31 protein-coding genes are annotated in these 17,771 nt (G+C 55.1%); all 31 read right to left on the bottom strand.

All coding sequences use genetic code 11. The annotated features are described in order from the left end of the window. Positions 1 to 23: 23 nt before the first annotated feature. The 31 genes from rplQ to rpsG all read right to left on the bottom strand — a co-directional run bounded on the left by rplQ (position 24) and on the right by rpsG (position 17,717). A complete protein-coding gene (rplQ, locus tag PSH78_RS03215) occupies positions 24 to 410 on the bottom strand; it encodes a 50S ribosomal protein L17 (RefSeq protein WP_003176402.1) in 387 nt (128 codons plus the stop codon). Positions 411 to 452: 42 nt separating this feature from the next. Then, positions 453 to 1,454 carry a DNA-directed RNA polymerase subunit alpha gene (gene rpoA, locus PSH78_RS03210; protein WP_003186012.1) on the bottom strand — a complete coding sequence of 334 codons (1,002 nt, stop codon included), beginning with the start codon at positions 1,452 to 1,454 and terminating at the stop codon, positions 453 to 455. 22 nt (positions 1,455 to 1,476) lie between these two features. Then, positions 1,477 to 2,097 carry a 30S ribosomal protein S4 gene (gene rpsD / locus PSH78_RS03205; protein ID WP_003176404.1) on the bottom strand — a complete coding sequence of 207 codons (621 nt, stop codon included), beginning with the start codon at positions 2,095 to 2,097 and terminating at the stop codon, positions 1,477 to 1,479. Positions 2,098 to 2,115: 18 nt separating this feature from the next. Next, a complete protein-coding gene (gene rpsK / locus PSH78_RS03200) occupies positions 2,116 to 2,505 on the bottom strand; it encodes a 30S ribosomal protein S11 (protein WP_002555466.1) in 390 nt (129 codons plus the stop codon). Positions 2,506 to 2,535: 30 nt separating this feature from the next. Continuing rightward, positions 2,536 to 2,892 carry a 30S ribosomal protein S13 gene (gene rpsM, locus PSH78_RS03195; RefSeq protein ID WP_009045849.1) on the bottom strand — a complete coding sequence of 119 codons (357 nt, stop codon included), beginning with the start codon at positions 2,890 to 2,892 and terminating at the stop codon, positions 2,536 to 2,538. 130 nt (positions 2,893 to 3,022) lie between these two features. Next, a complete protein-coding gene (gene rpmJ / locus PSH78_RS03190) occupies positions 3,023 to 3,139 on the bottom strand; it encodes a 50S ribosomal protein L36 (protein ID WP_002555468.1) in 117 nt (38 codons plus the stop codon). A gap of 30 nt (positions 3,140 to 3,169) precedes the next feature. Continuing rightward, positions 3,170 to 4,498: a preprotein translocase subunit SecY gene (secY, locus tag PSH78_RS03185; protein WP_018612224.1), complete on the bottom strand. Its 1,329-nt coding sequence runs from the start codon at positions 4,496 to 4,498 to the stop codon at positions 3,170 to 3,172. Further along, the gene (rplO, locus tag PSH78_RS03180) at positions 4,499 to 4,936 is read right to left on the bottom strand and encodes a 50S ribosomal protein L15 (RefSeq protein ID WP_003186032.1); all 438 of its coding nucleotides are present in this window, start codon (positions 4,934 to 4,936) and stop codon (positions 4,499 to 4,501) included. A gap of 3 nt (positions 4,937 to 4,939) precedes the next feature. Continuing rightward, on the bottom strand, positions 4,940 to 5,116 hold the full coding sequence (rpmD, locus tag PSH78_RS03175; protein WP_003176408.1) for a 50S ribosomal protein L30: 177 nt from the start codon (positions 5,114 to 5,116) through the stop codon (positions 4,940 to 4,942). Between the two features lie 2 nt (positions 5,117 to 5,118). Further along, the gene (gene rpsE / locus PSH78_RS03170) at positions 5,119 to 5,619 is read right to left on the bottom strand and encodes a 30S ribosomal protein S5 (protein WP_003186035.1); all 501 of its coding nucleotides are present in this window, start codon (positions 5,617 to 5,619) and stop codon (positions 5,119 to 5,121) included. Between the two features lie 3 nt (positions 5,620 to 5,622). Continuing rightward, a complete protein-coding gene (rplR, locus tag PSH78_RS03165) occupies positions 5,623 to 5,973 on the bottom strand; it encodes a 50S ribosomal protein L18 (protein WP_003186037.1) in 351 nt (116 codons plus the stop codon). Positions 5,974 to 5,983: 10 nt separating this feature from the next. Continuing rightward, positions 5,984 to 6,517 (bottom strand): 50S ribosomal protein L6, encoded by a 534-nt coding sequence (rplF, locus tag PSH78_RS03160; protein ID WP_003186039.1) that lies wholly within the window; start codon positions 6,515 to 6,517, stop codon positions 5,984 to 5,986. 12 nt (positions 6,518 to 6,529) lie between these two features. After that, positions 6,530 to 6,922, bottom strand: a complete 393-nt coding sequence (gene rpsH, locus PSH78_RS03155) for a 30S ribosomal protein S8 (RefSeq protein ID WP_003186040.1) — start codon at positions 6,920 to 6,922, stop codon at positions 6,530 to 6,532. Positions 6,923 to 7,132: 210 nt separating this feature from the next. Next, on the bottom strand, positions 7,133 to 7,438 hold the full coding sequence (gene rpsN / locus PSH78_RS03150; protein ID WP_003186042.1) for a 30S ribosomal protein S14: 306 nt from the start codon (positions 7,436 to 7,438) through the stop codon (positions 7,133 to 7,135). A 13-nt stretch (positions 7,439 to 7,451) separates the two neighbouring features. Continuing rightward, positions 7,452 to 7,991: a 50S ribosomal protein L5 gene (gene rplE / locus PSH78_RS03145; RefSeq protein ID WP_030140492.1), complete on the bottom strand. Its 540-nt coding sequence runs from the start codon at positions 7,989 to 7,991 to the stop codon at positions 7,452 to 7,454. Positions 7,992 to 8,011: 20 nt separating this feature from the next. Beyond that, the gene (rplX, locus tag PSH78_RS03140; RefSeq protein WP_003186046.1) at positions 8,012 to 8,326 is read right to left on the bottom strand and encodes a 50S ribosomal protein L24; all 315 of its coding nucleotides are present in this window, start codon (positions 8,324 to 8,326) and stop codon (positions 8,012 to 8,014) included. 11 nt (positions 8,327 to 8,337) lie between these two features. Next, positions 8,338 to 8,706, bottom strand: a complete 369-nt coding sequence (rplN, locus tag PSH78_RS03135) for a 50S ribosomal protein L14 (protein WP_002555479.1) — start codon at positions 8,704 to 8,706, stop codon at positions 8,338 to 8,340. 23 nt (positions 8,707 to 8,729) lie between these two features. After that, a complete protein-coding gene (gene rpsQ, locus PSH78_RS03130; RefSeq protein ID WP_003194644.1) occupies positions 8,730 to 8,996 on the bottom strand; it encodes a 30S ribosomal protein S17 in 267 nt (88 codons plus the stop codon). 2 nt (positions 8,997 to 8,998) lie between these two features. Beyond that, positions 8,999 to 9,190: a 50S ribosomal protein L29 gene (rpmC, locus tag PSH78_RS03125; protein ID WP_002555481.1), complete on the bottom strand. Its 192-nt coding sequence runs from the start codon at positions 9,188 to 9,190 to the stop codon at positions 8,999 to 9,001. Beyond that, positions 9,190 to 9,603: a 50S ribosomal protein L16 gene (rplP, locus tag PSH78_RS03120; RefSeq protein ID WP_003186052.1), complete on the bottom strand. Its 414-nt coding sequence runs from the start codon at positions 9,601 to 9,603 to the stop codon at positions 9,190 to 9,192. Before rplP ends, rpmC begins: the two co-directional genes overlap by 1 nt. 12 nt (positions 9,604 to 9,615) lie before the next feature. Next, complete coding sequence (rpsC, locus tag PSH78_RS03115) at positions 9,616 to 10,302, bottom strand: 30S ribosomal protein S3 (RefSeq protein ID WP_003176422.1); 687 nt, start codon at positions 10,300 to 10,302, stop codon at positions 9,616 to 9,618. Between the two features lie 13 nt (positions 10,303 to 10,315). Continuing rightward, the gene (gene rplV, locus PSH78_RS03110) at positions 10,316 to 10,648 is read right to left on the bottom strand and encodes a 50S ribosomal protein L22 (protein ID WP_003103908.1); all 333 of its coding nucleotides are present in this window, start codon (positions 10,646 to 10,648) and stop codon (positions 10,316 to 10,318) included. Positions 10,649 to 10,659: 11 nt separating this feature from the next. Continuing rightward, complete coding sequence (gene rpsS / locus PSH78_RS03105; RefSeq protein ID WP_002555486.1) at positions 10,660 to 10,935, bottom strand: 30S ribosomal protein S19; 276 nt, start codon at positions 10,933 to 10,935, stop codon at positions 10,660 to 10,662. A gap of 16 nt (positions 10,936 to 10,951) precedes the next feature. Next, positions 10,952 to 11,776 carry a 50S ribosomal protein L2 gene (gene rplB, locus PSH78_RS03100; RefSeq protein ID WP_003186055.1) on the bottom strand — a complete coding sequence of 275 codons (825 nt, stop codon included), beginning with the start codon at positions 11,774 to 11,776 and terminating at the stop codon, positions 10,952 to 10,954. Between the two features lie 14 nt (positions 11,777 to 11,790). Then, the gene (rplW, locus tag PSH78_RS03095; protein ID WP_002555488.1) at positions 11,791 to 12,090 is read right to left on the bottom strand and encodes a 50S ribosomal protein L23; all 300 of its coding nucleotides are present in this window, start codon (positions 12,088 to 12,090) and stop codon (positions 11,791 to 11,793) included. Next, positions 12,087 to 12,689: a 50S ribosomal protein L4 gene (gene rplD / locus PSH78_RS03090; RefSeq protein ID WP_003186057.1), complete on the bottom strand. Its 603-nt coding sequence runs from the start codon at positions 12,687 to 12,689 to the stop codon at positions 12,087 to 12,089. The genes rplW and rplD overlap by 4 nt, the downstream gene beginning before the upstream one ends. A gap of 12 nt (positions 12,690 to 12,701) precedes the next feature. Then, positions 12,702 to 13,337, bottom strand: a complete 636-nt coding sequence (gene rplC / locus PSH78_RS03085) for a 50S ribosomal protein L3 (protein ID WP_003186059.1) — start codon at positions 13,335 to 13,337, stop codon at positions 12,702 to 12,704. 80 nt (positions 13,338 to 13,417) lie between these two features. Further along, on the bottom strand, positions 13,418 to 13,729 hold the full coding sequence (rpsJ, locus tag PSH78_RS03080) for a 30S ribosomal protein S10 (protein WP_003186070.1): 312 nt from the start codon (positions 13,727 to 13,729) through the stop codon (positions 13,418 to 13,420). Between the two features lie 157 nt (positions 13,730 to 13,886). Next, positions 13,887 to 15,080: an elongation factor Tu gene (tuf, locus tag PSH78_RS03075; protein WP_003186071.1), complete on the bottom strand. Its 1,194-nt coding sequence runs from the start codon at positions 15,078 to 15,080 to the stop codon at positions 13,887 to 13,889. A gap of 30 nt (positions 15,081 to 15,110) precedes the next feature. Further along, positions 15,111 to 17,216, bottom strand: coding sequence for an elongation factor G (gene fusA / locus PSH78_RS03070; protein ID WP_305498444.1), 2,106 nt, complete (start codon positions 17,214 to 17,216; stop codon positions 15,111 to 15,113). Between the two features lie 30 nt (positions 17,217 to 17,246). Beyond that, a complete protein-coding gene (gene rpsG / locus PSH78_RS03065) occupies positions 17,247 to 17,717 on the bottom strand; it encodes a 30S ribosomal protein S7 (protein ID WP_003186074.1) in 471 nt (156 codons plus the stop codon). Between the last annotated feature and the right edge of the window lie 54 nt (positions 17,718 to 17,771).

Here is a 17,771-nt window from a genome sequence, read left to right as displayed (position 1 = left end):
GTTCTTCGTTGCAGACTGTCGTCTTACTCGGCGCTTACAGCTTCGCCGGCAGTAGCACGATCAACCAACTCGACGTACGCCATAGGCGCGTTGTCGCCAGCGCGGAAACCGCACTTGAGGATGCGCAGGTAGCCACCCTCACGGGTAGCGTAACGCTTGCCCAGGTCGTTGAAGAGCTTACCAACGATAGCTTTCGAACGGGTACGGTCGAAAGCCAAGCGGCGGTTAGCCAGGCTGTCTGTCTTGGCCAGAGTGATCAGCGGCTCGGCAACGCGGCGCAGTTCTTTGGCTTTCGGCAGTGTAGTTTTGATCAGCTCGTGCTCGAACAGCGACACCGCCATGTTCTGAAACATGGCCTTGCGGTGCGAGCTGGTGCGGCTCAGGTGACGACCACTTTTACGATGACGCATGGTTCATTCCTTACCAAACACAACGTTCGGTGATTACGACGATCAGGCAGTCGCCTTGTCGTCCTTCTTAAGACTTGCAGGCGGCCAGTTGTCGAGGCGCATGCCGAGGGACAGACCGCGGGAGGCCAGAACGTCCTTGATTTCAGTCAAGGATTTCTTGCCAAGGTTCGGAGTCTTCAACAGCTCTACTTCGGTACGCTGAATCAGGTCACCGATGTAGTAGATGTTTTCCGCCTTAAGGCAGTTAGCCGAACGTACAGTCAGTTCCAGATCGTCAACCGGGCGAAGCAGGATCGGATCGATCTCGTCTTCCTGCTCGACAACCACTGGCTCACTGTCACCTTTGAGGTCGACGAACGCAGCCAACTGCTGTTGCAGGATGGTTGCAGCACGGCGGATAGCCTCTTCAGGATCCAGGGTACCGTTGGTTTCCAGATCAATAACCAGCTTGTCCAGGTTGGTACGCTGTTCGACACGGGCGTTTTCCACCACGTATGCGATACGGCGAACCGGGCTGAACGAAGAGTCAAGCTGCAAGCGACCGATGCTGCGGCTTTCGTCTTCATCGCTCTGACGCGAGTCTGCCGGTTCATAACCACGACCACGAGCTACGGTGAGCTTCATGTTCAGGGCGCCGTTAGACGCCAGGTTAGCGATTACGTGATCGGGGTTAACGATCTCGACATCATGATCCAGCTGAATATCGGCAGCGGTAACCACCCCCGAACCCTTCTTCGACAAGGTCAGCGTAACTTCGTCACGACCGTGCAGCTTGATAGCCAGACCTTTAAGGTTCAACAGGATTTCAATTACGTCTTCCTGTACACCTTCGATGGCGCTGTACTCGTGGAGCACACCGTCAATCTCGGCCTCGACTACTGCACAGCCGGGCATTGAGGACAACAGGATGCGGCGCAGCGCGTTGCCCAGGGTGTGGCCGAAACCACGCTCGAGAGGCTCGAGTGTGATCTTGGCGCGGGTTGGACTGACAACCTGCACATCAATATGGCGGGGTGTCAGGAACTCATTTACCGAAATCTGCATGGATGCACCTATTTTCTAGCCCTTACTTGGAGTAGAGCTCGACAATCAGGCTTTCGTTGATGTCGGCGGACAGATCACTGCGAGCAGGAACGTTCTTGAAAACGCCCGACTTCTTCTCAGTGTCTACTTCTACCCATTCTACGCGGCCACGTTGGGCACACAGATCGAGAGCTTGGACAATGCGAAGTTGGTTTTTTGCTTTCTCGCGAACAGCAACCACGTCACCAGCACGAACCTGGTAGGACGGAACGTTCACGGTCTGGCCGTTAACGCTGATCGACTTGTGCGATACCAGCTGACGGGATTCGGCACGAGTAGAACCGAAACCCATACGGTATACAACGTTGTCCAGACGGCATTCGAGCAGCTGCAACAGGTTTTCGCCGGTTGCGCCTTTCTTACCAGCAGCTTCTTTGTAGTAGCCGCTGAATTGACGCTCGAGAACGCCGTAGATACGACGGACCTTCTGCTTTTCACGCAGTTGGGTGCCGTAATCGGACTGGCGACCGCGGCGTTGGCCGTGGATACCAGGTGCTGCTTCAATGTTGCACTTCGATTCGATCGCGCGCACGCCGCTCTTCAGGAAGAGATCGGTGCCTTCGCGACGAGCGAGTTTGCATTTTGGACCAATGTAACGAGCCATTCTTTACAATCTCCTGGATTACACGCGGCGCTTCTTCGGCGGACGGCACCCGTTGTGCGGGATTGGCGTCACGTCGGTGATGCTGGCGATCTTGTAGCCACAGCCGTTCAAAGCGCGGACTGCGGATTCACGACCTGGACCTGGACCTTTGACGTTGACGTCGAGGTTTTTCAGGCCGTATTCCAGCGCAGCTTGACCAGCACGCTCAGCAGCTACTTGAGCAGCGAACGGGGTGGACTTGCGGGAACCGCGGAAACCCGAACCACCGGAGGTAGCCCAGGAAAGAGCGTTACCTTGACGGTCGGTAATGGTCACGATGGTGTTGTTAAAAGATGCATGGATGTGGGCGATGCCATCAACCACTGTCTTTTTAACTTTTTTACGAGGACGAGCAGCAGGTTTTGCCATGATTAAATTCCTGTCGATTCGCTGGGGCGATTACTTGCGGATCGGCTTACGCGGACCTTTACGGGTACGCGCGTTGGTCTTGGTACGCTGACCGCGTACTGGCAGACCACGACGATGACGCAGACCGCGATAGCAACCGAGGTCCATCAAGCGCTTGATTTTCATGTTGATTTCGCGACGCAGGTCACCTTCAGTGGTGAACTTCGCCACTTCGCCACGCAGCTGTTCAATTTGCTCGTCGCTCAGATCCTTGATCTTTGCCGCTGGGTTGACCCCAGTCTCTGCACAAATTTTCTGTGCAGTAGTGCGACCAACACCATAGATGTAGGTCAGCGAGATAACAGTATGCTTGTTATCTGGAATGTTGACGCCTGCAATACGGGCCATTCAGTGGGACTCCAATTGACAGCTACCTACGCCCCGGAAGCCAAGAAATAGGGCGCGAGATAATATCGCTGTAATAACAAATAATCAACCCGGCAGCGCACTAGCTGCCGGGCTTAAAGCACAATCACACTCAGCCTTGGCGCTGTTTGTGACGCGGTTCCGCGCTGCAAATTACCCGAACAACACCTTCGCGGCGAATAATCTTGCAGTTACGGCACAGCTTTTTCACCGATGCACGAACTTTCATCACCAACTCCTCGAACCTTATGGACGCTACTCAGCGCAACATGCCGCTGCCGTAGCCCTTCAGGTTGGCTTTCTTCATCAGGGATTCGTACTGGTGCGAAACGAGGTGCGATTGTACTTGGGACATGAAGTCCATCACAACCACGACCACGATCAGCAACGAGGTCCCGCCAAGGTAGAACGGAACGTTTGCCGCAACCACCAGGAACTGGGGGAGCAAGCACACGGCCGTCATGTAAAGAGCACCGAACAAGGTCAAACGCGTCAGAACGCCATCAATGTAGCGCGCCGACTGCTCGCCCGGACGGATACCCGGAATAAAGGCACCGGACTTCTTCAGGTTTTCCGCTACGTCTTTCGGATTGAACATCAACGCCGTATAGAAGAAGCAGAAGAAAATAATCCCTGCACTAAACAGCAGAATATTCAACGGCTGACCAGGAGCGATCGACTGCGAGATGTCCTGCAACCAGCCCATACCTTCAGACTGGCCGAACCAGGCACCCAACGAAGCCGGAAACAGCAAGATGCTGCTCGCGAAAATGGCCGGGATAACGCCGGCCATGTTCACCTTCAACGGCAAGTGGCTGGTCTGCGCAGCAAATACCTTGCGGCCCTGCTGACGCTTGGCGTAGTGAACAGCGATACGACGCTGGCCACGCTCAATGAACACCACGAAACCGATAATCGCTACTGCCAGCAAACCGATGGCAACCAGGGCAAAGATGTTGATATCACCCTGACGCGCAGACTCGAAAGACTGCCCGATCGCTCTCGGAAGACCGGCGACGATACCTGCGAAGATCAACATCGAGATACCGTTGCCAACACCACGCTCAGTAATCTGCTCACCCAGCCACATCATGAACATCGCACCCGCCACAAAAGTGGTTACCGCGACGAAATGGAAGCCAAAGTCACCAGTGAACGCTACGCCCTGCCCCGCCAGACCGATGGACATGCCAACAGCCTGGACGAGAGCGAGGACGACAGTGAGGTAGCGGGTGTACTGGCTGATCTTGCGACGGCCAGCTTCACCTTCCTTCTTCAACTGCTCCAGCTGCGGGCTCACAGCGGACATCAGCTGCATGATGATCGATGCCGAAATGTACGGCATGATCCCCAGCGCAAAGATGCTCATCCGCTCCAGCGCGCCGCCGGAAAACATGTTGAACAAGCTAAGAATGGTCCCCTCATTCTGTCGAAACAGGTCCGCGAGTCGGTCCGGGTTGATACCTGGAACCGGGATGTGTGCGCCTATTCGGTAGACGATAATCGCCAGGAACAGAAAACGCAGACGAGCCCAGAGTTCAGACATACCGCCTTTGCCGAGCGCAGAGAGAGCACCTTGCTTAGCCATTTATTCCTCGAACTTGCCGCCAGCTGCTTCGATAGCCGCACGCGCACCTTTGGTGGCGCCGATTCCCTTTCCGATGGTGACAGCACGAGCAACTTCGCCCGACAGCATGATTTTCACACGCTGTACGTTCTGGTTGATCACGTTGGCATCCTTCAGGGACTGCACGGTGACGATGTCGCCATCCACTTTGGCCAGCTCGGACAGACGCACTTCTGCGCGGTCCATGGCTTTCAGGGAAACGAAACCGAACTTCGGCAGACGACGATGCAGCGGCTGTTGACCGCCTTCAAAGCCTGGAGCAATGGTGCCACCGGAGCGGGAGGTCTGACCTTTGTGGCCACGGCCACCGGTCTTGCCCAAACCACTACCGATACCACGGCCCGGACGATGCTTTTCGCGACGGGAACCCGGCGCTGGACTCAGATCATTGAGTTTCATCGATTAACCCTCGACACGCAGCATGTAGTAAGCCTTGTTGATCATCCCGCGATTCTCGGGAGTATCCTGGACTTCTACAGTGTGACCGATGCGACGCAGACCCAGACCCTTAACGCACAGTTTGTGGTTAGGGATGCGGCCGGTCATGCTTTTGATCAGCGTAACTTTTACGGTAGCCATGATCAGAAGATCTCCTTGACGCTTTTGCCACGCTTGGCGGCAATGGATTCAGGAGATTGCATTGCTTTCAAACCCTTGAAGGTGGCGTGAACCACGTTTACCGGGTTAGTCGAGCCGTAGCACTTGGCCAGAACGTTCTGAACGCCAGCAACTTCGAGGACAGCACGCATAGCGCCGCCAGCGATGATACCGGTACCTTCAGAAGCAGGCTGCATGTACACCTTCGAAGCGCCATGGGCAGACTTCATTGCGTACTGCAGGGTGGTGCCGTTCAGATCAACCTGGATCATGTTGCGGCGAGCAGCTTCCATTGCCTTCTGGATCGCAGCAGGCACTTCACGCGACTTGCCACGGCCGAAGCCAACACGCCCTTTACCATCACCTACCACGGTCAACGCGGTGAAAGTGAAGATACGGCCGCCTTTAACGGTTTTGGCTACGCGGTTAACTTGAACCAGCTTCTCGATGTAGCCTTCGTCGCGCTTTTGGTCGTTATTTGACATAACTTAGAACTCCAGCCCAGCTTCACGAGCAGCATCAGCCAGCGCCTTGACGCGGCCATGGTACTTGAAGCCAGAGCGGTCGAAAGCCACCTGCGAGACGCCAGCGGCTTTAGCACGCGTAGCGACCAGCTGGCCAACCTTAGTGGCCGCGTCGATGTTGCCAGTGGCGCCATCACGCAGTTCTTTATCCAAAGTCGAGGCACTTGCCAGGACTTTGTTGCCGTCGGCCGAAATGACCTGGGCGTAGATGTGCTGCGACGAGCGGAACACGCAGAGACGCACGACTTCGAGTTCGTGCATTTTCAGGCGTGCTTTGCGAGCGCGACGCAGTCGAGTAACTTTTTTGTCGGTCATTTGCTATGCCCTACTTCTTCTTGGCTTCTTTACGACGGACGACTTCGTCCGCGTAGCGCACACCTTTGCCTTTGTACGGCTCTGGTGGACGGAAGTCGCGGATCTCGGCGGCCACTTGACCTACCAGCTGCTTGTCGATGCCCTTGATCAGGATATCGGTCTGGCTAGGAGTCTCAGCGGTGATGCCTTCCGGCAGTTCATAATCCACTGGGTGCGAGAAGCCAAGAGCCAGGTTCAGCACTGTGCCTTTTGCTTGCGCTTTGTAACCAACACCGACCAGCTGGAGCTTGCGCTCGAAGCCTTGGCTTACGCCTTGGACCATGTTGTTTACCAACGCACGAGTGGTACCAGCCATTGCGCGAGTCTGTTGATCGCCATTGCGAGCAGCGAAACGCAGCTCACCAGCTTCTTCAACGATCTCAACGGACGAATGGATGTTCAGTTGCAGAGTGCCCTTGGCACCCTTCACCGAAAGCTGTTGGCCTGCGAATTTGACTTCGACACCGGCTGGCAGCTTAACGGGGTTCTTAGCGACGCGTGACATGCTTATCCCCCCTTAGAACACAGTGCAAAGAACTTCGCCGCCGACACCGGCAGCGCGCGCAGCACGATCCGTCATCACACCTTTGTTGGTGGAGACGATAGACACACCGAGACCGCCACGAACTTTTGGCAGATCATCGACGGACTTGTACTGACGCAGGCCTGGACGGCTAACGCGCTTCACTTCCTCGATGACCGGACGGCCTTCGAAGTACTTAAGCTCGATGGACAGCAGAGGCTTGATTTCGCTGCTGATCTGATAACCCGCAATGTAACCTTCGTCCTTCAGGACTTTGGCAACAGCTACCTTCAACGTAGAAGATGGCATGCTTACGACGGACTTTTCAGCCATCTGGGCATTACGGATACGAGTTAGCATGTCCGCTAACGGGTCCTGCATACTCATGGGCTAGACGCTCCTAATACACAAAAAATTAGCCTTTCGGCTAGTACGTGTCGCCGAGCGCATCCGCGCAATAAAAACACGGGCTCAGGCGAGCCGGGTATTCTAGACACACCCCACAAATGAATCAAGCCCCAAAAGGGGCTTGATTCAAGTTCAAGGTCACCGGCGGTCAGGATCTTGCGATACCGACCGCCGCGACTTTGACAGTGCTTACCAGCTGGCTTTGACCAGACCTGGAACGTCACCACGCATTGCGGCTTGACGCAGCATGTTACGGCCGAGGCCGAACTTGCGGTACACGCCGTGCGGACGACCAGTCAGGCGGCAGCGGTTACGCATGCGCGAAGCGCTGGCGTCACGTGGCTGCTTCTGCAGTGCTACGGTAGCTTCCCAACGCGCTTCTGGACTTGCGTTCAGATCAACGATGATAGCTTTCAGCGCTGCACGCTTGGTGGCGTACTTGGCAACGGTGAGCTGACGCTTCAGCTCACGGTTCTTCATGCTCTTCTTGGCCATTGTCCTACTCCAATCAGTTGCGGAACGGGAATTTGAAAGCACGCAGCAGTGCGCGACCTTCTTCATCCGTCCGAGCAGTGGTGGTCAGGGTAATGTCCAGACCGCGGAGAGCGTCGATCTTGTCGTAATCGATTTCCGGGAAGATGATCTGCTCTTTCACGCCCATGCTGTAGTTGCCACGACCATCGAAGGACTTGGCATTCAGGCCGCGGAAGTCGCGAACCCGAGGCAGGGAGATCGACAGCAGACGATCCAGGAACTCGTACATACGCTCACGGCGCAGGGTCACTTTGACGCCGATCGGCCAACCTTCACGGACTTTGAAGCCAGCGATGGATTTCCGAGCGTAAGTCACAACGACTTTCTGACCGGTGATCTTTTCCAGGTCGGCTACAGCGTGCTCGATGACTTTTTTGTCGCCGATCGCTTCGCCCAGACCCATGTTCAGGGTGATTTTGGTAACGCGCGGAACTTCCATCACGTTCGAAAGCTTAAGTTCTTCCTTAAGTTTCGGTGCGATTTCCTTCCGGTAAATCTCTTTTAGTCGTGCCATGGTCTTCTACCTAGCAGTGTTCAAGCATCAACCGCTTTTTGGGTCGACTTGAAGACACGAATTTTCTTACCGTCTTCTACTTTGAAACCAACGCGGTCAGCCTTGTTGGTTTCGCCGTTGAAAATGGCGACGTTGGAAGCGTGCAGTGGCGCTTCTTTCTCGACGATACCGCCCTGTACGCCCGACATCGGGTTAGGCTTGGTATGACGCTTGACCAGGTTCAGACCACCAACAACCAGACGGTTGTCAGCAAGAACCTTCAGCACCTTACCGCGCTTACCCTTGTCTTTGCCGGCGATCACGATGATCTCGTCGTCACGACGAATCTTTTGCATGTCGGATCTCCTTACAGCACTTCTGGGGCGAGCGAGACGATCTTCATGAACTTCTCAGTACGAAGTTCACGGGTCACTGGCCCAAAGATACGGGTGCCGATTGGCTCTTGCTTGTTGTTCAACAGAACAGCAGCGTTGCCATCAAAGCGGATGATGGAGCCGTCAGCACGACGAACACCGTGGCGAGTGCGGACTACAACAGCAGTCATCACTTGGCCTTTCTTCACCTTACCGCGAGGAATTGCTTCCTTGACGGTAACTTTGATGATGTCACCGATACCAGCGTAACGACGATGGGAGCCACCCAGCACCTTGATGCACATAACACGGCGAGCGCCGCTGTTATCGGCCACATCGAGCATGGATTGAGTCTGAATCATATAATTTCTCCGACCCCTAGCCCTTAGACTTCCACAGCGCGTTCGAGAACATCAACCAGCGCCCAAGACTTGGTCTTGGCCATCGGACGAGTTTCACGAATAGTGACTTTGTCGCCGATGTGGCACTGATTGGTTTCGTCGTGCGCGTGCAGCTTAGTCGAACGCTTAACGTATTTACCGTAGATCGGGTGCTTAACGCGACGCTCGATCAGAACGGTGATGGTTTTGTCCATCTTGTCGCTGACAACACGGCCAGTCAGCGTACGGACAGTTTTTTCGGCTTCAGCCATGATTACTTACCTGCCTGCTGGTTGAGCACAGTTTTCACGCGAGCGATGTCACGCTTAACTTGCGAGAGCAGATGAGACTGCCCCAACTGGCCAGTTGCCTTCTGCATACGCAGATTGAACTGGTCGCGCAGCAGGCCGAGCAGTTGCTCGTTCAGCTGCTGTGCTGATTTTTCACGAAGTTCATTCGCTTTCATCACATCACCGTCCGTTTAACAAAGGAGGTGGCGAGCGGCAGCTTTGCAGCAGCCAGGGCGAAAGCCTCACGCGCCAGCTCTTCAGAAACACCCTCGATTTCATACAGGACTTTGCCTGGCTGAATCTGGGCAACCCAGTACTCCACGTTACCCTTACCTTTACCCATCCGAACTTCGAGTGGCTTCTTGGTGACAGGCTTGTCCGGGAATACACGGATCCAGATCTTGCCGCCACGTTTTACGTGACGGGTCAGAGCACGACGCGCTGACTCGATCTGACGAGCGGTGAGACGACCACGAGCAACAGACTTCAGCGCGAACTCGCCGAAGCTGACTTTGCTACCGCGCAATGCCAGGCCACGGTTGTGGCCGGTCATCTGCTTGCGGAACTTCGTACGCTTTGGTTGCAACATTTGGCGTACCCCTTACTTAGCAGCTTTTTTACGAGGCGCTGGTGCTTGTGGTTTCAGTTCTTCTTGGCGACCACCAATTACTTCGCCTTTGAAGATCCAAACCTTTACACCGATCACACCGTAAGTGGTGTGAGCTTCGTAGTTGGCATAGTCGATGTCGGCACGCAGGGTGTGCAGTGGCACACGACCTTCGCGATACCATTCAGTACGTGCGATTTCAGCACCGCCGAGACGACCGCTCACTTGGATTTTGATGCCTTTGGCACCAATGCGCATGGCGTTCTGTACAGCGCGCTTCATAGCGCGACGGAACATTACGCGACGCTCCAGCTGCTGAGCTACGCTCTGCGCAACCAGCATACCGTCGAGCTCCGGCTTGCGGATCTCTTCGATATTGATGTGCACAGGCACACCCATTTGCTTGGTCAGGTCCTGACGCAGTTTCTCAACATCTTCACCTTTCTTCCCGATAACGATACCTGGACGAGCGGTGTGGATGGTGATACGTGCAGTCTGAGCCGGACGATGGATATCGATACGGCTGACGGACGCGCTTTTTAGTTTGTCTTGGAGATACTCACGCACCTTCAGATCAGCGAACAAATAGTCCGCATAAGTCCGACCGTCTGCGTACCAGACGGAGGTGTGCTCCTTGACGATTCCCAGGCGAATGCCAATGGGATGTACTTTCTGACCCATCTCTTCGACTCCGTTACTTGTCAGCAACCTTGACAGTGATATGGCAAGACCGCTTGACGATGCGATCAGCACGGCCTTTGGCACGTGGCATGATGCGCTTCAGCGAACGCCCTTCGTTGACGAAAACGGTGCTGACCTTCAGGTCATCAACGTCTGCGCCTTCGTTATGCTCGGCGTTGGCTACGGCCGACTCCAGCACTTTTTTCATGATCTCGGCGGCTTTCTTACTGCTGAAAGCCAACAGGTTGAGCGCTTCGCCCACCTTCTTCCCGCGGATCTGGTCGGCGACCAAGCGGGCTTTCTGGGCGGAGATTCGAGCGCCCGACAACTTAGCGGCTACTTCCATTTCCTAACCCCTTAACGCTTGGCTTTCTTGTCTGCCACGTGCCCACGATAAGTGCGGGTACCGGCGAACTCGCCCAGTTTGTGGCCGACCATGTCTTCGTTAACGAGAACTGGGACGTGTTGACGACCGTTGTGTACTGCGATGGTCAGACCGACCATTTGTGGCAGGATCATCGAACGACGCGACCAGGTCTTAACTGGTTTGCGATCGTTCTTTTCCGCCGCCACTTCGATCTTCTTCAGTAGGTGAAGATCAATAAAAGGACCTTTTTTCAGAGAACGTGGCACTGTCGTATCCCTCTATTTACTTGCGACGACGGACGATCATTTTGTCGGTACGCTTATTACCACGAGTCTTCGCGCCCTTAGTCGGGAAGCCCCATGGCGATACCGGATGACGACCACCAGAGGTACGACCTTCACCACCACCATGTGGGTGGTCAACCGGGTTCATGGCAACACCACGAACGGTTGGGCGAACGCCACGCCAGCGCTTGGCACCAGCTTTACCCAACGAACGCAGGCTGTGCTCGGAGTTCGAGACTTCGCCCAGGGTCGCACGGCATTCAGCCAGGACTTTACGCATCTCACCAGAACGCAGACGCAGGGTCACGTAGACACCTTCACGAGCGATCAGCTGAGCCGAAGCACCAGCGGAACGAGCGATTTGCGCGCCTTTACCTGGCTTCAATTCGATGCCGTGTACGGTGCTACCAACTGGAATGTTGCGCAGTTGCAGAGCGTTGCCCGGCTTGATCGGCGCCAGAGCACCTGCGATCAGCTGGTCGCCAGCGCTCACGCCTTTAGGGGCGATGATGTAGCGACGCTCGCCATCTGCGTACAGCAGCAGAGCGATGTGAGCAGTACGGTTTGGATCGTATTCGATACGCTCGACGGTGGCAGCGATGCCATCCTTGTCGTTGCGACGGAAGTCGACCAGACGATAATGCTGCTTATGACCACCACCAATGTGACGAGTGGTAATACGGCCATTGTTGTTACGACCACCAGACTTCGATTTTTTCTCGAGCAGCGGTGCGTGAGGAGCGCCTTTATGCAGCTCCTGGTTGACCACCTTGACCACAAAACGGCGGCCAGGGGAAGTCGGTTTGCATTTAACGATTGCCATGATGCACCCCTTCCTTACTCAGCACTGCTGCTGAAATCGAGATCTTGGCCTGGCTGAAGGGAGATAACTGCCTTCTTCCAGTCATTACGCTTGCCCAGACCGCGAGCAGTGCGCTTGCTCTTACCCAGAACGTTCAGGGTAGTAACGCGCTCTACTTTCACGCTGAACAGGCTTTCGACGGCCTTCTTGATTTCCAGCTTGGTTGCATCGGTTGCAACCTTGAAAACGAACTGGCCTTTCTTGTCTGCCAGAACCGTAGCCTTCTCGGAAACGTGCGGGCCAAGCAGAACTTTAAATACGCGTTCCTGGTTCATCCCAGCAGCTCCTCGAATTTCTTCACGGCCGACACGGTGATCAACACCTTGTCGTATGCGATCAGACTGACCGGATCGGAACCCTGCACGTCACGAACATCGACGTGTGGCAGGTTGCGAGCAGCCAGGTACAGGTTCTGATCAACAGCGTCAGACACGATCAGGACGTCAGTCAGGCCCATGCCATTCAGCTTGTTCAGCAGATCTTTGGTTTTCGGTGCTTCAACAGCGAAGTCCTGAACCACGACCAGACGATCAGTACGCACCAGCTCAGCAAGGATGGAACGCATTGCTGCGCGATACATCTTCTTGTTCAGCTTCTGGGAGTGATCCTGAGGACGAGCTGCGAAAGTGGTACCGCCGCCACGCCAGATTGGGCTACGGATAGTACCGGCACGAGCACGGCCAGTACCTTTCTGACGCCATGGGCGCTTACCGCCACCAGAAACGTCGGAACGGGTCTTTTGCTGCTTGCTACCTTGACGGCCGCCGGCCATGTAGGCCACGACTGCTTGGTGAACCAGCGTCTCGTTGAATTCGCCGCCAAATGTCAGTTCGGAAACTTCGATCGCTTGAGCGTCATTTACATTTAATTGCATGTCAGCTTCCCCTTAACCGCGAGCCTTGGCTGCTGGACGTACAACCAAGTTGCCGCCAGTAGCGCCAGGAACAGCGCCCTTGACCAACAACAGATTGCGTTCAGCGTCCACGCGCACTACTTCGAGGGACTGCACGGTCACGCGCTCGGCGCCCATATGACCGGACATTTTTTTGCCCTTGAATACACGACCAGGAGTCTGGCACTGGCCGATAGAGCCTGGAACGCGGTGGGATACGGAGTTACCGTGGGTGTTATCTTGCCCGCGGAAGTTCCAACGCTTGATCGTACCCTGGAAGCCTTTACCCTTGGACTGACCGGTTACATCAACCAGTTGACCAGCAGCGAAGATTTCAGCGTTGATCAGATCGCCGGCCTGGTACTCGCCTTCTTCAAGGCGGAATTCCATTACGGTACGACCAGCGGCAACGTTCGCCTTGGCGAAGTGGCCAGCTTGAGCAGCTGTTACACGCGAAGCACGACGCTCGCCGACAGTGACTTGCACTGCACGATAGCCATCGGTCTCTTCAGTTTTGAACTGGGTGACGCGATTCGGCTCGATCTCAATGACCGTGACCGGAATGGAGACACCTTCTTCGGTGAAAATACGGGTCATACCGCATTTACGACCGACTACACCAATAGTCATGTTGTAAACCTCATGAGTGTACGGGGCTTTCACCCGCTATGGCCGCCCATTTCAGAGCGTTACACGACTAAGACCGAGTCTTAGCCGAGGCTGATCTGCACTTCCACACCGGCCGCAAGATCGAGCTTCATAAGAGCATCAACGGTTTTATCCGTTGGCTGGACGATGTCCAGAACGCGCTTATGAGTACGGATCTCGTACTGGTCACGCGCGTCTTTGTTGACGTGCGGGGAGACCAGAACGGTGAACCGCTCTTTACGGGTAGGCAGTGGAATTGGACCACGCACTTGAGCACCAGTACGTTTCGCGGTTTCCACGATTTCCTGGGTGGATTGGTCGATCAGGCGATGGTCAAAAGCCTTCAACCTGATACGGATTTGCTGATTTTGCATTGGATTTCAGACTCCGGCTGCTATTCCCACCGGGCGCAATACGCCCGTTAAAAGGAGGCGCAATTCTATAGACGCCCCCGATAGGTGTCAACCCAATAAAAAAGCCCCCGCTAAGCGGGGGCTTTTCAACTCACCGAGTCAACTCTACAAGAGAGTCTTACTCGATGATTTTGGCTACGACGCCAGCGCCGACGGTACGACCGCCTTCACGGATAGCGAAACGCAGACCGTCTTCCATTGCGATGGTCTTGATCAGGGTGACAACCATTTTGATGTTGTCGCCTGGCATTACCATTTCAACGCCTTCCGGCAGTTCGCAGTTACCGGTCACGTCAGTGGTCCGGAAGTAGAACTGTGGACGGTAGCCTTTGAAGAACGGAGTGTGGCGACCGCCTTCTTCTTTGCTCAGAACGTACACTTCAGCTTCGAACTTGGTGTGCGGCTTGACCGAACCCGGCTTAACCAGAACCTGGCCACGCTCGACGTCGTCACGCTTGGTACCACGCAGCAGAACACCGCAGTTCTCGCCAGCACGACCTTCGTCGAGCAGCTTACGGAACATTTCAACACCGGTGCAGGTGGTGACGGTGGTGTCACGCAGACCTACGATTTCCAGCGGATCCTGAACCTTGACGATACCGCGCTCGATACGACCAGTCACAACAGTACCGCGACCGGAGATCGAGAATACGTCTTCGATTGGCATCAGGAACGGCTTGTCGATAACACGAACCGGCTCTGGGATGTAGCTGTCCAGAGTTTCTACCAGACGCTTGACAGCGGTGGTACCCATTTCGTTGTCGTCCTGGCCGTTCAGAGCCATCAGAGCCGAACCAATGATGATTGGAGTGTCATCACCTGGGAAGTCGTAAGTGCTCAGCAGATCGCGCACTTCCATCTCAACCAGTTCCAGCAGCTCAGCGTCGTCAACCATGTCAGCCTTGTTCAGGAAGACAACGATGTACGGAACGCCTACCTGACGGGACAGCAGGATGTGCTCACGGGTTTGTGGCATCGGACCATCGGCGGCCGAGCAAACCAGGATCGCGCCGTCCATCTGGGCAGCACCGGTGATCATGTTCTTCACATAGTCAGCGTGACCTGGGCAGTCAACGTGAGCGTAGTGACGAATCGAAGAGTTGTACTCAACGTGCGCGGTGTTGATGGTGATACCACGAGCCTTTTCTTCCGGAGCGCTGTCGATTTTGTCGAAAGCAACAACGGCCGAACCGAAAACTTCGGAGCAGACGCGAGTCAGAGCAGCGGTCAGAGTGGTTTTACCGTGGTCAACGTGACCAATGGTGCCAACGTTGACGTGCGGTAGGGAACGATCAAATTTTTCTTTAGCCACGACAATTAACTCCTTGCCTAAAGGGCTGAATCAGCCTTGCTTTTTGGTAACAGTCTCGACGATATGCGACGGAGCTGTATTGTATTTTTTGAATTCCATAGAGTAGCTTGCGCGACCCTGAGACATGGAACGAACGTCGGTCGCGTAACCGAACATTTCACCCAACGGAACCTCGGCGCGGATAACCTTGCCGGAAACCGTATCTTCCATACCCAGAATCATGCCACGACGACGGTTAAGGTCGCCCATGACATCACCCATGTAGTCTTCAGGCGTAACGACTTCTACTGCCATGATCGGCTCGAGCAACTCACCACCGCCCTTCTGGGCCAGTTGCTTGGTTGCCATGGAAGCAGCCACCTTGAACGCCATCTCGTTGGAGTCGACGTCGTGGTAAGAACCATCAAACACTGTTGCCTTCAGGCCGATCAGCGGATAGCCGGCAACAACGCCGTTCTTCATCTGCTCTTCGATACCCTTCTGGATCGCCGGGATGTATTCCTTAGGAACCACACCACCTACGACTTCGTTCACGAATTGCAGACCTTCCTGACCTTCGTCAGCAGGAGCAAAACGGATCCAGCAGTGACCGAACTGGCCACGACCGCCGGATTGGCGAACGAACTTGCCTTCGATTTCACAGTTCTTCGTGATGCGCTCACGATAGGAAACCTGAGGCTTACCGATGTTGGCTTCGACGTTGAACTCACGGCGCATCCGGTCAACCAGGATGTCCAGGTGCAGCTCGCCCATGCCGGAGATGATCGTCTGACCAGTCTCTTCATCAGTCTTGACACGGAAAGACGGGTCTTCCTGAGCAAGTTTGCCCAGAGCGATACCCATTTTTTCCTGGTCATCCTTGGTCTTGGGCTCAACCGCTACCGAAATAACCGGCTCCGGGAAGTCCATGCGAACCAGGATGATTGGCTTGTCAGCGTTGCACAAGGTTTCGCCAGTGGTGACGTCCTTCATGCCGATCAAGGCCGCGATGTCACCAGCGCGTACTTCCTTGATTTCTTCACGGGCGTTTGCGTGCATCTGCACCATACGACCCACACGCTCTTTCTTGCCTTTTACCGAGTTGATCACGCCGTCGCCGGAGGCCAACACGCCCGAGTAAACCCGGACAAAGGTCAAAGTACCCACGAATGGGTCGGTAGCGATCTTGAATGCCAAGGCCGCGAACGGCTCGTCATCACTTGCGTGACGCTCCATTTCCTCTTCCTCGTTATCAGGGTTGGAACCCTTGATAGCAGGAATGTCGGTTGGAGCAGGCAGGAAGTCGATCACGGCGTCGAGAACCAGGGGAACACCCTTGTTCTTGAAGGAAGAACCACAAACAGCCAGAACGATCTCACCAGCGATAGTACGCTGACGCAGAGCGGCCTTGATTTCCTCGTTGGTGAGTTCTTCACCCTCGAGGTACTTGTTCATCAGTTCTTCGTTGGCTTCGGCCGCAGCCTCGACCATGTTGCCGCGCCACTTCTCGGCTTCTTCCAGCAATTCAGCAGGAATGTCCTTGCGAACGGGAACCATGCCCTTGTCGGAATCGTTCCAGTAGACAGCTTGCATGTTGATCAGGTCGATCTGGCCCTGGAAGTTGTCTTCCGAACCGATAGCGAGCTGGATAGGCACCGGAGTGTGGCCCAGACGCTGCTTGATCTGACCGATCACGCGCAGGAAGTTGGCACCAGCACGGTCCATCTTGTTTACGTAAACAAGACGTGGAACGCCGTATTTGTTGGCCTGACGCCATACGGTTTCCGACTGAGGCTCAACACCCGAAGTACCGCAGAACACAACGACCGCGCCGTCGAGTACACGCAGGGAACGCTCAACTTCAATGGTGAAGTCTACGTGGCCCGGGGTATCGATAACGTTGAAGCGATGCTCGTGCGGGTACTGCTTCTCGGAACCTTTCCAGAAGGCGGTGATAGCAGCAGAAGTAATGGTAATACCACGCTCCTGCTCCTGCACCATCCAGTCTGTGGTCGCGGCGCCGTCATGCACCTCGCCCATTTTGTGACTTTTGCCGGTGTAAAAAAGGACGCGCTCGGTGGTGGTGGTCTTACCAGCATCCACGTGAGCAACGATACCGATGTTACGGTAGCGATTAATCGGTGTAGTACGAGCCATAAAGCCCTCGCAAATTGAGTGACGCTAAAATTAGAAGCGGTAGTGCGAGAAAGCCTTGTTGGCTTCAGCCATACGGTGCACGTCTTCACGCTTCTTAACTGCAGCACCTTTACCTTCAGCAGCGTCCAACAGTTCACCAGCCAAACGCAGAGCCATGGACTTCTCGCCGCGCTTGCGGGCGAAGTCTACCAGCCAGCGCATTGCCAGGGCGTTACGACGGGAAGGACGAACTTCGACCGGAACCTGGTAAGTAGCACCGCCTACACGGCGCGACTTCACTTCGACCAGCGGAGCGATGGCGTCGAGAGCTTTCTCGAAGATTTCCAGGGGATCGCTGTTCTTGCGTTCCTTAACTTTGTCCAGTGCGCCATAAACAATACGCTCGGCAACGGCTTTCTTGCCGCTCTCCATAACGTGGTTCATGAACTTTGCGAGAATCTGGCTTCCGTATTTCGGATCGTCCAGAATCTCACGTTTGGCTGCTACGCGACGTCTTGGCATGATAAGCCCTCAAGCGGTCTTCAGGTTAGCCCGGGACAGCTCACGCTTGCCCGA

It is taken from the genome of Pseudomonas sp. FP198, assembly GCF_030687895.1.
Lineage (GTDB): Bacteria > Pseudomonadota > Gammaproteobacteria > Pseudomonadales > Pseudomonadaceae > Aquipseudomonas.
The sequence above is the reverse complement of the archived record's forward strand: the minus strand, read 5'-3'. Positions and strand labels throughout refer to the sequence as shown.

Bases quoted from the DNA above. Each gene is read 5' to 3' on its own strand.
- rplQ (WP_003176402.1), bottom strand. From the start codon at position 410: ATGCGTCATCGTAAAAGTGGTCGTCACCTGAGCCGCACCAGCTCGCAC.
- rpoA (WP_003186012.1), bottom strand. From the start codon at position 1,454: ATGCAGATTTCGGTAAATGAGTTCCTGACACCCCGCCATATTGATGTG.
- rpsD (WP_003176404.1), bottom strand. From the start codon at position 2,097: ATGGCTCGTTACATTGGTCCAAAATGCAAACTCGCTCGTCGCGAAGGC.
- rpsK (WP_002555466.1), bottom strand. From the start codon at position 2,505: ATGGCAAAACCTGCTGCTCGTCCTCGTAAAAAAGTTAAAAAGACAGTG.
- rpsM (WP_009045849.1), bottom strand. From the start codon at position 2,892: ATGGCCCGTATTGCAGGCGTCAACATTCCAGATAACAAGCATACTGTT.
- rpmJ (WP_002555468.1), bottom strand. From the start codon at position 3,139: ATGAAAGTTCGTGCATCGGTGAAAAAGCTGTGCCGTAACTGCAAGATT.
- secY (WP_018612224.1), bottom strand. From the start codon at position 4,498: ATGGCTAAGCAAGGTGCTCTCTCTGCGCTCGGCAAAGGCGGTATGTCT.
- rplO (WP_003186032.1), bottom strand. From the start codon at position 4,936: ATGAAACTCAATGATCTGAGTCCAGCGCCGGGTTCCCGTCGCGAAAAG.
- rpmD (WP_003176408.1), bottom strand. From the start codon at position 5,116: ATGGCTACCGTAAAAGTTACGCTGATCAAAAGCATGACCGGCCGCATC.
- rpsE (WP_003186035.1), bottom strand. From the start codon at position 5,619: ATGTCAAATAACGACCAAAAGCGCGACGAAGGCTACATCGAGAAGCTG.
- rplR (WP_003186037.1), bottom strand. From the start codon at position 5,973: ATGACCGACAAAAAAGTTACTCGACTGCGTCGCGCTCGCAAAGCACGC.
- rplF (WP_003186039.1), bottom strand. From the start codon at position 6,517: ATGTCACGCGTCGCTAAGAACCCCGTTAAGCTGCCAGCCGGTGTCGAA.
- rpsH (WP_003186040.1), bottom strand. From the start codon at position 6,922: ATGAGTATGCAGGACCCGTTAGCGGACATGCTAACTCGTATCCGTAAT.
- rpsN (WP_003186042.1), bottom strand. From the start codon at position 7,438: ATGGCCAAGAAGAGCATGAAGAACCGTGAGCTGAAGCGTCAGCTCACC.
- rplE (WP_030140492.1), bottom strand. From the start codon at position 7,991: ATGGCACGACTAAAAGAGATTTACCGGAAGGAAATCGCACCGAAACTT.
- rplX (WP_003186046.1), bottom strand. From the start codon at position 8,326: ATGCAAAAGATTCGTCGTGACGACGAGATCATCGTGATCGCCGGCAAA.
- rplN (WP_002555479.1), bottom strand. From the start codon at position 8,706: ATGATTCAGACTCAATCCATGCTCGATGTGGCCGATAACAGCGGCGCT.
- rpsQ (WP_003194644.1), bottom strand. From the start codon at position 8,996: ATGGCTGAAGCCGAAAAAACTGTCCGTACGCTGACTGGCCGTGTTGTC.
- rpmC (WP_002555481.1), bottom strand. From the start codon at position 9,190: ATGAAAGCGAATGAACTTCGTGAAAAATCAGCACAGCAGCTGAACGAG.
- rplP (WP_003186052.1), bottom strand. From the start codon at position 9,603: ATGTTGCAACCAAAGCGTACGAAGTTCCGCAAGCAGATGACCGGCCAC.
- rpsC (WP_003176422.1), bottom strand. From the start codon at position 10,302: ATGGGTCAGAAAGTACATCCCATTGGCATTCGCCTGGGAATCGTCAAG.
- rplV (WP_003103908.1), bottom strand. From the start codon at position 10,648: ATGGAAGTAGCCGCTAAGTTGTCGGGCGCTCGAATCTCCGCCCAGAAA.
- rplB (WP_003186055.1), bottom strand. From the start codon at position 11,776: ATGGCAATCGTTAAATGCAAACCGACTTCCCCTGGCCGCCGTTTTGTG.
- rplW (WP_002555488.1), bottom strand. From the start codon at position 12,090: ATGAACCAGGAACGCGTATTTAAAGTTCTGCTTGGCCCGCACGTTTCC.
- rplD (WP_003186057.1), bottom strand. From the start codon at position 12,689: ATGCAATTAAATGTAAATGACGCTCAAGCGATCGAAGTTTCCGAACTG.
- rplC (WP_003186059.1), bottom strand. From the start codon at position 13,337: ATGACTATTGGTGTAGTCGGTCGTAAATGCGGTATGACCCGTATTTTC.
- rpsJ (WP_003186070.1), bottom strand. From the start codon at position 13,729: ATGCAAAATCAGCAAATCCGTATCAGGTTGAAGGCTTTTGACCATCGC.
- fusA (WP_305498444.1), bottom strand. From the start codon at position 17,216: ATGGCTCGTACTACACCGATTAATCGCTACCGTAACATCGGTATCGTT.
- rpsG (WP_003186074.1), bottom strand. From the start codon at position 17,717: ATGCCAAGACGTCGCGTAGCAGCCAAACGTGAGATTCTGGACGATCCG.